The following is an 11,346-nucleotide window of genomic DNA, read 5'->3' on the forward strand; positions in this document are numbered from 1 at the left end:
ATGCGCTCTTCTCCAACCATCCCCCGGAGCCGCCATGACCGTGCTGTCCGCCCCGCAGACCCAAGCCACCCAACGCGACGCCGCCTGGCTGGACGCGCACTGGATGCCGTTCACCGGCAACCGCAACTTCAAGGCCGACCCGCGCATGATCGTGGGTGCCAAGGGTGCCTACTTCACCGATGCCGACGGACGCAAGATCTTCGACGGCCTGTCGGGCCTGTGGTGCACGGGACTGGGCCATGGCCGGGCCGAGATCAGCGAGGCCGTGGCCCGCCAGATCGCCACGCTGGACTACGCACCGGCGTTCCAGTTCGGCCACCCCGGGTCTTTCGCACTGGCCAACAAGATCAAGGAGCTGACGCCCGCGGGCCTGGACTACGTGTTCTTCACGGGCTCTGGCTCGGAGGCGGCCGACACCTCGCTCAAGATGGCGCGTGCCTACTGGCGCACCAAGGGCCAGGCTGGCAAGACGCGGCTGATCGGCCGCGAGAAGGGTTACCACGGCGTCAACTTCGGCGGCATCTCGGTCGGCGGCATGGTGGGCAACCGCAAGGCCTTCGGCCAGACCATCGAGGCAGACCACCTGCCGCACACGCAGCTGGCAGCGAACGCCTTCACGCGCGGCATGCCCGAGACCGGTGCCGAACTGGCCGACCGGCTGCTGGACATCATCGCGCTGCACGATGCCTCGACCATCGCGGCCGTGATCGTGGAGCCGTTCTCGGGCTCGGCCGGCGTGGTGATCCCGCCCAAGGGCTATCTGCAGCGCCTGCGCGACATCTGCACGGCGAACAACATCCTGCTGATCTTCGACGAGGTGATCACCGGTTTCGGCCGCTGCGGCGCGATGACGGGCGCCGAGGCCTTCGGCGTGACGCCGGACATCATGAACATCGCCAAGCAGGTGACCAACGGCACGCAGCCGCTGGGCGCCGTGGTGGCCAGCAAGGAGATCTACGAGACCTTCATGGCGGCTGGCGGCCCCGAGTACATGGTGGAGTTTCCGCACGGTTACACCTATTCGGCGCACCCGGTGGCCTGCGCCGCCGGCCTGGCGGCGCTGGACCTGCTGCACGCCGAGGACGGCGTGGGCCGCGTGAAGGCGCTGGCGCCGCATTTCGAGCAGGCCGTGCACAGCCTGAAGGGCGCGAGGCACGTGACCGACATCCGCAACTACGGCCTGGCCGCGGGCCTGACGATCGCGCCGGTGCCGGGCGAGCCGGCCAAGCGGCCGTACGAGATCGCCATGGCGTGCTGGAAGAAGGGCTTCTACGTGCGCTATGGCGGCGACACCGTCCAGCTGGCGCCGCCCTTCATCAGCGAGAAGGCGGAGATCGACCGGCTCGTGAATGCGCTGTCGGACGCGCTGGGCGAAACCGCCTGAGCGGCGGGGTCCATCGACGAAGAAAGGGCCTGCGGGCCCTTTTCCTTTTTCCTCAGCCGCGCTCGAAGTGGAACAGCGCGGTGGACGCGCGCGCGTTCGGGAACGCGCGGATCTCCAAGCCGGCCTGCAGCCCGAAGGCGTCCACGATGTTCAGCCCGTTCTTGCGGGCCAGCGCCTCGAAATCCTTGAAGGTGCCGACCCGGATGTTGGGCGTGTCGTACCACTGGTAGGGCAGCCGGCGCGTGACCGGCATGCGCCCGCGCAGCACCGACAGCCGGTTCGGCCAGTGCGCGAAGTTCGGGAACGCCACGATGCCGCGGCGGCCCACGCGCGCGGTCTCGCGCAACATGGTCTCGGCGTTGCGCAGGTGCTGCAGCGTGTCGATCTGCAGCACCACGTCGAAGCTGGCGTCGTCGAACATCGCCAGGCCTTCTTCCAGGTTGAGCTGGATCACATCGACACCGCGCTGCACGCAGGCCAGCACGTTGGCATCGGCGATCTCGATGCCGTAGCCGGTGCATCCACGCGTGGCCTGCAGGTGCGCCAGCAGCGCGCCATCGCCGCAGCCCAGGTCGAGCACGCGGGCGCCCTGCGGCACGAGCCGCGCGATGGTCTCCATGGTGGAACGGTCGCTCATGCGGCGGCCCCTTCGGCGGCGATGCGCTCGAAATAGGCGCGCACCACGTTCAGGTAGCGCGCATCGTCGAGCAGGAAGGCGTCGTGGCCATGCGGCGCGTCGATCTCCGCGTAGCTGACGGCGCGCTTGTTGTCGAGCAGGGCCTGCACGATCTCGCGGCTGCGCGCCGGGGCGAAGCGCCAGTCGGTCGTGAAGCTGACCAGCAGGAACCTGGCCTGTGTCTGCGCCAGTGCCTTCTGCAGGCTGCCGCCATGGGCGCGCGCCGGGTCGAAATAGTCCAGTGCGCGCGTGATCAGCAGGTAGGTGTTGGCGTCGAAGTACTCGCTGAACTTGTCGCCCTGGTAGCGCAGGTAGCTCTCGATCTGGAACTCGATGTCCTGCGTGCTGTATCTGTAGGCCCCCACACTCGGCGCTGGCGTGTGCTCGCTGCCACCGGGCGCGCCCTTCAGGGCGATGCCCTCGCGCAGCTGGCGCCCGAACTTCTCGTTCATGACGTCGTCGCTGAGGTAGGTGATGTGGCCGATCATGCGCGCGATGCGCAGGCCGCGCTTGGGCACCACGCCCTGCGCGTAGAAGTGGCCGCCGTGGAAATCGGGATCGGTCACGATGGCGCGGCGCGCCACCTCATTGAAGGCGATGTTCTCGGCGTTCAGGTTGGGCGCGCTGGCCACCACCACGGCGTGGCGCACGCGCTCGGGGTAGCGCAGGCTCCAGCACAGGGCCTGCATGCCGCCCAGGCTGCCGCCCATGACGGCCGCCAGCTGGCGGATGCCCAGCGCGTCGAGCAGCCGGGCCTGGGCGTCGACCCAATCCTCCACCGTCACGACCGGGAAGTCGGCGCCGTAGACACGGCCGGTGTCCGGGTTGACGTGCATCGGGCCGGTGGAGCCGAAGCACGATCCCAGGTTGTTCACGCCGATCACGAAGAAGCGGTCGGTGTCCACCGGCTTGCCCGGGCCGATCATGTTGTCCCACCAGCCTTCGGACCGGGGCTGGCCTTCGTAGACGCCTGCCACATGGTGCGAGGCGTTCAGCGCGTGGCAGATCAGCACGGCGTTGCTTCTGTCGTCGTTGAGCGTGCCGTAGGTCTCGTAGCTGAGCGCGTAGTCGCGGATGGCCGTGCCGCTCTGCAGCGGCAGCGGCGCTTCGAACGGCATGGACTGGGAATGCGCGATGAGTGGCATGGACGCAAAAACAAAAAACCCGGCGCGCTAACAACGAAGCCGGGTTGGGGGCGTCCGTGTTTAGCAGTACTTCGGAACTCGGTGGTTCCGGCGCCCGCAATCTGGAACAAATCGGCGCAGGGTGGGCAGTATAGCTACGCGCTCACCAGCGCTGCGATGCCCAGCACCGCGAAGATCACCGCCGACACCAGGTGCACCGCGCGCACCGGCACGCGCCGCGTCAGCTTCTCACCCAGCCAGACGGCTGGCGCGTTGGCCAGCATCATGCCCAGCGTCGTGCCCGCGACCACCCAGGCCAGCGCAGCCTCGTAGCGCGCCGCCAGCATCACCGTGGCGATCTGCGTCTTATCGCCGATCTCGGCCAGGAAGAACAGGACCAGCGTGGTGCCGAAGACGCCCAGGCGCGGCGCCTTCTCGCCCGCGTCGTCGTCGATCTTGTCGGGAATCAGCATCCACACCGCCATGGCCAGGAAGGAGACGCCGAGCACGATGCGCAGCGTGCCCGGGCTGACCTGGGTCTGGATCCAGGCGCCCACCGCACCGGCCGCCGCATGGTTGGCCAGCGTGGCGACCAGGATGCCGGCGACGATGGGCCAGGGTTTGCGGAAACGTGCGGCCAGCAACAGGGCCAGCAACTGCGTCTTGTCGCCCATTTCGGCGAGCGCGACGATTCCGGTGGAGATGAGGAAGGCTTCCAAGAAACGAACTCCGGCCGGGATGCGAACACCATTGACTGCAGGCAGCCTTCCCGGCACGAGAAGCTGCGCAGTCAAAGGTCTCGCTTGAACCCCGGCAAGGCATCGCCCGTTGCAGGCTGCTGCTGGTGGTCCGTTTGCGCCATGTCGGACCGCACACCAAGGCACGGCACGAACAAGTCTGTTGACGCAAACCCCTCTCGCACAAAGCGAAGGCTGGCTACTCCCCCAAGACGGGCGGCATTGTAGCCCGGGGCAACCCGCACTCTCGTTTCAGTATCCGCGTTTATCCCTACTTCCACTCGTTCGCAAATCGAACGAGTCCTCGCATAATTGAAAGTTCTTGCGCTTTTGCGGCGCATGAGCTTGCGGTGTTCGGTCGGTTCGGTTTGCGGGCGGCTCCCCCATCGCGTCTATTTCGAGATCTGATTTCAAGGAGTCCTGCGTGGGCAACAGACTGTATGTGGGCAACCTGCCCTATTCCTTCCGCGACGACGACATGCACCAGGCCTTCAGTGCCTACGGCAACATCGCCAGCGCCAAGGTGATGATGGAGCGCGACACCGGCCGCTCCAAGGGTTTCGGCTTCGTCGAGATGTCCAGCGCTGCGGAAGCCCAGGCGGCCATCGAAGGCCTGCATGGCCAGAGCGTGGGCGGCCGTGCATTGGTGGTCAACGAAGCCCGTCCGCTGGAGCCGCGCCCCCCGCGCAGCGGTGGTTTCGGCGGCGAACGCAGCCGTTACTGAGCCCTTTCGGGGTTCTCGCCACGGATTGGTCCTTTTCACGGCGAAAATTTTCACGTGATTTGTGTTTCTTTCCGATCCGACGGCATATGATGTTAGAGCGTGGGCCTAGCGCTCATGTGGCTTGCGGTGTCGGCCAGTTCCGCGTCCTTGAGTTCTGCAGATTGCGTTTTCGGGACTCCATCGCTTTTTCTTTGTGTTTTTGAGGAGTCCCTTCAATGGGCAACAAACTGTACGTCGGCAACCTGCCGTATTCGGTTCGCGACAGCGATCTGGAGCAATCCTTCAGCCAGTTCGGCACCGTGACCAGCGCCAAGGTCATGATGGAGCGCGATACCGGCCGCTCCAAGGGTTTCGGCTTTGTCGAAATGGGTTCTGACGCTGAGGCGCAAGCCGCGATCAACGGCATGAACGGCCAATCGCTCGGCGGCCGCAGCTGCGTCGTCAACGAGGCACGTCCCATGGAAGCCCGTCCCCCGCGTAGCGGCGGCTACGGTGGTGGTGGCGGCGGCGGTTACGGCGGCGGCGGTGGTGGCGGCTACGGCGGTGGTGGTGGCGGCGGTTACGGCGGCGGCGGCGGTGGTGGCCGCAGCGGTGGCGGCGGCTACGGTGGTGGCGGCGGTGGCCGCAGCGGTGGCGGCGGCGGCGACGGCGGTTTCCGCAGCCCGTACGGCTCCGGCCCCCGTGGTGGCGGCGGCGGCGGCGGTGGCCGCGGCGGCAACAACTACTGATCGCTCAACCGCGATTCCAGAGAAAGGCTCCTGCGGGAGCCTTTTTGCTGCGCGGGTGTTTGTGCTTCAGCCGTCCGCGCCCTGGCGCGGCTTGCGGGCGCGACCGACCAGCAGCCGGTCGAACCAGGCGTTGGGCAGGCCCCGCAGGAGCTTGGCCACGATGCCCATCTGCCATGGGATCACGCGGTAGCTCACGCCGGCTTCGATGGCTGCATGGGCCTTGTCGGCAAAGCGCTCCGCCGACATCAGGAATGGCATGCCGTACCGGTTGCGGCGCGTCAGCGGGGTATCGATGTAGCCGGGGGTGATGGTCACCACCTTCACACCGTGAGGGCGCAGCTCGCCGCGCAGGCTCTCGCAGTAGGAAATGACGCCCGCCTTGCTGGCGCAATAGCCACCGTGGCCCGGCAGGCCGCGGATGCCGGCGACGCTGGCGATGCCGACCAGGGAGCCGCTGCGCCGCGCGCGCATGGGCTGCACGAACGGGTGGAAGGTGGCCGCCATGCCGAGGTTGTTGACGGCCAGGATGCGCGCGAACACGGCCAGGTCTTCACGCTCAGCCGTGTCCACGCCGATGCTGATGCCGGCGTTGGCAATCACCACGTCGGGCAGGCCCTGGCGCTCCAGGCAGAGGCGGGCGGCCGCGATGATGCTGTCGGGCTCGGCCACGTCGGCGCCATAGACCACGACGCGGGCCGGATCGAGGCCCTGCGCGGCACGCCAGCGCTCGATCTCGTCCGTGCGGCGCGCCACCAGCGCCAGCGCATGGCCCGCTTGGTGATAGCGCAAGGCCAGGGCCTGGCCAATGCCGCTGGACGCGCCCGTGATGAAGGCCAGCGGTGCCGCCATGGTCAGGGTGCGCGGCCTGCGACGGAACCGCGCACGCGGCCGTCCAACTGCAGCAGGCGGTCCAGGTTGTCGTAGTCCATGCGGTCGGCCGTGAAGCGGTCGCCGTTGCGCAGCAGTTCCACCGGCAGGTGCGAGCGCACGCGCTCCACGTTGGTGTACGCATGCAGGAACTCGCTGCGCAGTTCCAGGCGCGGCAGCATGCGGCCGTCGGCGCCCTTGACGGCCTCGCGCACCACCACGGCATCGCCGAACAGCTGCACCTCCGAGCCGTCGGCGTTGGACAGCGCACGCTTGGCGGTGGACACCGTCACGTGGCCCAACTCGTTCAGCGACCGGATGTGGGCCTGCTGGATCTCCAGCGTGTCGGTGTCCGGGTAGTGCCAGGCCTGTTCGCCACGGATGTCGCTGCGCAGACGGCCGTTGGCGTCGAAGGTCTTGACCGAGAAATTGCGCATGAAGTAATCGGGCTCGTGGTTGACCACGCGCGCCGCGACCGGCTGCGCCAGCGTGGGCGCGTTGCGCACCAGCCAGTACGTGCCCAGCGCCAGCAGGGCCATGAGCAGCAGCGGCAGGTAGATCGACATGCGCTCCCAGCCATCGCGCAGCACAGAGAGCATCTTCATGCCTGGTAGGGCGCCAGCAGCTCGGCGTAACGGCCGCGCGCCATCAGCAGCAGGTCGCAGAACTCGCGCGCCGCGCCCTGGCCGCCGGCCATGCGCGTCACGTAGTGGGCCGCGGCCAGCACCTCGGGATGCGCATGCGGCGGCGCGCAGGCCAGCGCGGCGCGGTTGAGCATGGGCAGGTCGGGCCAGTCGTCGCCGATGGCGGCGGCAGCGCTCCAGCCCAGGCCCAGCTCGGCCAGGATGGCCTCGGCGGCAGGGCGCTTGTCTTCGGTGCCGAAACGGGCATGCAGCACGCCCAGTGCCTTGAGGCGCGCGCGCAGCGGTGCGCCATCGCGCCCGGTCACCACGGCGGGGGTGATGCCGGCAGCCTGCAGCAGCTTGATGCCCATGCCGTCGAGCGTGTGGAAGCGCTTGACGGTCTCGGCCACGCCGCGCCCGTCGCCGGGTGGCAGCTCGGTGAAGTACAGGCTGCCGTCGGTCAGCACGCCGTCGACATCGAAGAAGGCCACGCGCACGTCCTGGCTGCGCAGCAGCAGTTCGGGGGCATGGCTCAGCACAGGGGCGCGCGCCATCAGATCACCTTGGCCCGCATGAGATCGCCGATGTGCACCACGCCGACCAGCGTGCCGGCCGCGTCGACCACGAGCACGGCGGTGATGCGGAACTGCTCCATGAGTTCGACGGCCTCGGCCGCCAGCGCATCGGCGCGGATGGTGCGCGGGCCGGCATGCATGACGTCGCCGGCGCGCACGGCGCGCAGGTCGCTGCCTTTCTCGACCAGGCGGCGCAGGTCGCCGTCGGTGAACACACCCTGCACGCGCAGCGCGCTGTCGACGATGGCAGCCAGGCCGCCCTTGGCGCTCATCTCGCGCATCATCTCGGCCAGCGGCGTGTCCACGGCCACGGTGGGCATCTCGGCGCCGGTGCGCATCACGTCGCTGACATGGGTCAACAGCCGGCGGCCCAGGGCACCGCCCGGGTGCGAGCGCGCGAAGTCTTCGGCCTTGAAGCCGCGCAGCTCCAGCAAGGCCACCGCCAGCGCATCGCCCATCACCAACTGCGCCGTGCTGCTGGCGGTGGGGGCCAGGTTGAGCGGGCAGGCTTCCTTCTCCACGCCGCTGTCGAGCACCTCGTCGGCATGGCGCGCCAATGTGGATTGGGCGCCACCGGTGATGGCCACCAGCGGCACGCCCTGGCGCTTGAGCACGGGCAGGATCAGGTTGAGCTCGGCGCTCTCGCCGCTGTTGGAGATCGCGACCACGAGGTCCTGCGGGGTCACCATGCCCAGGTCGCCGTGGCTGGCCTCGCCCGGGTGAACGAACAGCGCCGGCGTGCCGGTGGATGCGAGCGTGGCGGCGATCTTGCGGCCCACATGGCCGCTCTTGCCCATGCCCATCACGACCACGCGGCCGCTCAGGTGCAGGATGCGCTGAACGGCGCGCACGAAGCTCTCGCCCACGCGGGCCTTGAGCCCCAGCACGGCGGCGGCCTCGATGTCGAAGGTTTGGTGCGCCAGGCCAATGACCTGTGCCGTGTCCAGCGGCTGGACGCGTTCGCGCGGTGGTGTCATGGCGCGAATTCTATCGAGCGCCCCCCGTGCGGCCCCGGCCTGAACCCGGGGCCGGCCACGGGCAACACGCTAGCATGCGTGCACCATGTCCTCGCTCGAACTCACGCTGGTCTACCTGTTGGCGGCAGTGCTGGGCGTGGTGCTGTTCCGCATGCTCAAGCTGCCGCCCATGCTGGGCTACCTGACGGTGGGCGTGCTGATCGGCCCGAACGCGCTGGCATTGGCGCAGAACTCCGAAAGCGTGAAGCACCTGGGCGAGTTCGGCGTGGTGTTCCTGATGTTCGTGATCGGGCTGGAATTCAACCTGCCCAAGCTGCGCGCCATGCGCCGCCACGTGTTCGGGCTGGGCCTGTGGCAGGTGGTGCTGACCATCCTCGTCGCGACGGGCGCGTCGCTCGCGCTGGCGGCCTCGGCGCCGCGCTGGTGGGGCATGCCGTGGCAGACGGCCGTGGCGCTGTCGGGTGCACTGGCCATGAGCAGCACGGCCATCGTGGTCAAGCTCATGGCGGACCGCATCGAGCTGGAGTCCGAACACGGCAAGCGCGTGATGGGCGTGCTGCTGTTCCAGGATCTGGCCGTGGTGCCGCTGCTGGTGCTGATCCCGGCCCTGGGCGCATCGGCCGAGCAGATGCTGTTCGCGCTGGGCCTGGCCATGGTCAAGGCGGTGCTGCTGATCACCTTGCTGCTGACGGGCGGGCAGCGCGTGATGCGCTGGTGGCTCACGCTGGTGGCGCGGCGCAAGAGCGAAGACCTGTTCGTGCTGAACCTGCTGCTCATCACGCTGGGCCTGGCCTGGCTGACCGAGATGGCCGGGCTGTCGCTGGCGCTGGGCGCCTTCATCGCCGGCATGCTGATCTCCGAGACCGAGTTCAAGCACCAGGTGGAGACCGACATACGCCCCTTCCACGACGTGCTGCTGGGCCTGTTCTTCATCACCATCGGCATGATGCTGGACTGGCGCATCGTGCTGGAACGCTGGCCTCTGCTGTTGCTGCTGGTCTCGCTGCCGGTGCTGTTCAAGCTGGCGCTGATCACGGCGCTGGCCAAGGGCTTCGGTGCCTCGGCCGGCGTGTCGCTGCGCACGGGCCTGTACCTCGCGCAGGCGGGCGAGTTCGGCTTCGTGCTGCTGACCCTGGCCAACAACCGTGGCCTGGTGCCGCCCACGCTGCTCAACCCCATCCTGGCCAGCATGGTGCTGTCGATGCTGGCCACGCCCTTCATGGTGATGTACAGCAACACCATCGTCACGCGCTTCGTCAGCAGCGACTGGTTGCAGCAGTCGCTGCAGATGACCAGCATCGCGCGGCGCTCCATCAATGCCAACAAGCACGTGATCATCTGCGGCTACGGCCGCTGCGGCCAGAATCTGGCGCGCATGCTGGAGCGCGAATCCATTCCCTACATGGCGCTGGACCTCGACCCGGACCGGGTGCGCCTGGCCGCCGCGGCCGGCGATTCGGTGGTGTTCGGCGATGCCGCACGGCTGCAGGCGCTGATGGCTGCCGGCCTGGCCCGCGCCAGCGCCGTGGTGCTGACCTACCAGGACGTGCCCGGCGTGCTGAAGGTGCTGGCCCATGTGCGCGCGCACGCCCCGCAGGTGCCGGTGATCGTGCGCACGCAGGACGACCGCGACCTCGAACGCCTGCAGCAGGCCGGCGCCACCGAAGTCGTGCCCGAGGCGATCGAGGGTTCGCTGATGCTGGCCAGCCACGCGCTGGCGCTGGTCGGTGTGCCCATGCGCCGCGTGCTGCGGCTGGTGCAGGACCAGCGTGACGCGCGCTACCACCTGTTGCGCGGCTACTTCCACGGCGCCGACGACGACGGGCAGGACGAGCTCGACCACGAACGGCTGGCCACGGTCTCCCTCACGCTGGCCTCGCGTTCGCTCGGCAAGCCGCTGGGCCATCTGGCGCTGCATGCGCTGGGCGCACGCGTGGTGCAGTTGCGCCGCCTCGGCGGAGCCGCGGTGCCGATCAGCGATGAGGCCGTGCTGCAGGACGGCGACACCGTGGTGCTGTCCGGCCGGGCCGAAGCGCTGGCCCTGGCCGAGGCCCGGTTGCTGCGCGGCTGATCAGGCTGCGGCGTCCGGCGCGGCGGCGCCAGTTTCGGCCGCCGCGGGCCGCCAGTAGACGCCTTCGACGACGAGGTCGGCCCGCATCTTGGCCGCCACCGCCACCAGGCCCTGCACCGGCCCCGGATCGGCCTCGCTGGCCTCCAGAGCGGGTGCGAGATCGACCAGCACCAGGTAGCGCCAGCCATCGGCGTCGAGCGCCACCACCTTGAAGCGGTAGCCCTCGGCCGGAAAGCCGCACTGCGCCATGGCCTCGCGCACCACGGCGAACAGCTGCGCACGGCGGTCCGCGCGTTCCACCTTGCGCACGGCGGCAGGGTCCAGCCCGGCCGGCGCCACGGCGGGCGCATCTTTGTCCAACACGGTCATGTCAAGTCGTTGCGTCGCGGCGTCGGCGGTTCACCATGCGCTTGGAGACGACGGCACCCGCCGCCATGGCCACGGCCAATGCCAGCTCGGGCCGGCGGTGGGTCAGCTCGCCGAAGCGCAGCGGCGACAGGCTCCACAGCCGCGCCGGCATGCCGGCCTGCACCGTGGCGCTGCGCGGCGCGCGCGAGAAGAAGCTGCCTTCGCCCACGGCCGAACCGGCGCTCACGATCGCCAGCCGCACCTCGCCCTGCTCGTCCTCGTAGTGCACGCTGAGGTTGCCGCTCTCAACGAAGTACAGCGTGCGGTCGGCCGCGCCCTGCTTGAAGAGCACCTGCCCGGCCGCCAGCGCCAACGGCTGCAGATAGGGCGTGAGGACCTCCCATTGGGCCGGCGTCAGCTGCAGCAGCAACTGGTCGTCGACCTTCGAGGCGGAAATGGCCTGCACCAGATCCTGGATGTCGAAGCGGGCGGGGGGCGGCATGGCGTTCATG

13 protein-coding genes and 1 riboswitch are annotated in these 11,346 nt (G+C 68.8%); of the genes, 4 read left to right on the top strand and 9 right to left on the bottom strand.

Annotation, left to right across the window (positions count from 1 at the left end; all coding sequences use genetic code 11):
* Window positions 1-34 precede the first annotated feature (34 nt).
* Entirely contained in the window at window positions 35-1,384 is a 1,350-nt protein-coding gene (locus ASF44_RS02500) for an aspartate aminotransferase family protein (protein WP_056897566.1), read from the top strand.
* 52 nt (window positions 1,385-1,436) lie between these two features.
* Here ASF44_RS02500 and metW read toward each other — a convergent pair whose 3' ends face one another.
* The 3 genes from metW to ASF44_RS02515 form a co-directional block, all read right to left on the bottom strand.
* Window positions 1,437-2,021, bottom strand: a complete 585-nt coding sequence (gene metW, locus ASF44_RS02505) for a methionine biosynthesis protein MetW (RefSeq protein WP_056897567.1) — start codon at window positions 2,019-2,021, stop codon at window positions 1,437-1,439.
* On the bottom strand, window positions 2,018-3,205 hold the full coding sequence (locus ASF44_RS02510; RefSeq protein WP_056897568.1) for a homoserine O-acetyltransferase: 1,188 nt from the start codon (window positions 3,203-3,205) through the stop codon (window positions 2,018-2,020). Before ASF44_RS02510 ends, metW begins: the two co-directional genes overlap by 4 nt.
* Window positions 3,206-3,339: 134 nt before the next feature.
* The gene (locus ASF44_RS02515; RefSeq protein ID WP_056897569.1) at window positions 3,340-3,903 is read right to left on the bottom strand and encodes a TMEM165/GDT1 family protein; all 564 of its coding nucleotides are present in this window, start codon (window positions 3,901-3,903) and stop codon (window positions 3,340-3,342) included.
* Window positions 3,904-3,946: 43 nt separating this feature from the next.
* Window positions 3,947-4,141: riboswitch (yybP-ykoY riboswitch) on the bottom strand.
* Between the two features lie 204 nt (window positions 4,142-4,345).
* Here ASF44_RS02515 and ASF44_RS02520 point away from each other — a divergent pair.
* Together ASF44_RS02520 and ASF44_RS02525 are read left to right on the top strand one after the other, a co-directional pair.
* Window positions 4,346-4,645 carry an RNA-binding protein gene (locus ASF44_RS02520; protein WP_056897570.1) on the top strand — a complete coding sequence of 100 codons (300 nt, stop codon included), beginning with the start codon at window positions 4,346-4,348 and terminating at the stop codon, window positions 4,643-4,645.
* A gap of 215 nt (window positions 4,646-4,860) precedes the next feature.
* The gene (locus tag ASF44_RS02525) at window positions 4,861-5,373 is read left to right on the top strand and encodes an RNA-binding protein (protein WP_056897571.1); all 513 of its coding nucleotides are present in this window, start codon (window positions 4,861-4,863) and stop codon (window positions 5,371-5,373) included.
* A 66-nt stretch (window positions 5,374-5,439) separates the two neighbouring features.
* Here the strand turns inward: ASF44_RS02525 and ASF44_RS02530 are convergent, their stop codons facing one another.
* The 4 genes from ASF44_RS02530 to ASF44_RS02545 are packed head-to-tail and all read right to left on the bottom strand — an operon-like array spanning window position 5,440 to window position 8,415.
* Complete coding sequence (locus tag ASF44_RS02530) at window positions 5,440-6,222, bottom strand: SDR family oxidoreductase (RefSeq protein WP_056897572.1); 783 nt, start codon at window positions 6,220-6,222, stop codon at window positions 5,440-5,442.
* A 2-nt stretch (window positions 6,223-6,224) separates the two neighbouring features.
* On the bottom strand, window positions 6,225-6,839 hold the full coding sequence (gene lptC, locus ASF44_RS02535) for an LPS export ABC transporter periplasmic protein LptC (protein WP_056897573.1): 615 nt from the start codon (window positions 6,837-6,839) through the stop codon (window positions 6,225-6,227).
* Between the two features lie 2 nt (window positions 6,840-6,841).
* Window positions 6,842-7,417 (bottom strand): HAD family hydrolase, encoded by a 576-nt coding sequence (locus tag ASF44_RS02540; RefSeq protein WP_056897574.1) that lies wholly within the window; start codon window positions 7,415-7,417, stop codon window positions 6,842-6,844.
* The gene (locus ASF44_RS02545) at window positions 7,417-8,415 is read right to left on the bottom strand and encodes an SIS domain-containing protein (protein ID WP_056897575.1); all 999 of its coding nucleotides are present in this window, start codon (window positions 8,413-8,415) and stop codon (window positions 7,417-7,419) included. Before ASF44_RS02545 ends, ASF44_RS02540 begins: the two co-directional genes overlap by 1 nt.
* An 85-nt stretch (window positions 8,416-8,500) precedes the next feature.
* Between ASF44_RS02545 and ASF44_RS02550 the strand changes: the two genes are divergently transcribed.
* Window positions 8,501-10,486 carry a monovalent cation:proton antiporter family protein gene (locus tag ASF44_RS02550; RefSeq protein ID WP_056897576.1) on the top strand — a complete coding sequence of 662 codons (1,986 nt, stop codon included), beginning with the start codon at window positions 8,501-8,503 and terminating at the stop codon, window positions 10,484-10,486.
* Here the strand turns inward: ASF44_RS02550 and ASF44_RS02555 are convergent, their stop codons facing one another.
* Both ASF44_RS02555 and ASF44_RS02560 read right to left on the bottom strand, forming a co-directional pair.
* On the bottom strand, window positions 10,487-10,849 hold the full coding sequence (locus tag ASF44_RS02555) for a hypothetical protein (RefSeq protein ID WP_162243777.1): 363 nt from the start codon (window positions 10,847-10,849) through the stop codon (window positions 10,487-10,489). It abuts the gene before it with no gap.
* Between the two features lie 7 nt (window positions 10,850-10,856).
* A complete protein-coding gene (locus ASF44_RS02560; RefSeq protein WP_056897578.1) occupies window positions 10,857-11,345 on the bottom strand; it encodes a Crp/Fnr family transcriptional regulator in 489 nt (162 codons plus the stop codon).
* Window position 11,346 lies beyond the last annotated feature (1 nt).

Source organism: Pseudorhodoferax sp. Leaf274 (assembly GCF_001422445.1).
In the GTDB taxonomy this organism is placed as follows: domain Bacteria; phylum Pseudomonadota; class Gammaproteobacteria; order Burkholderiales; family Burkholderiaceae_C; genus Pseudorhodoferax.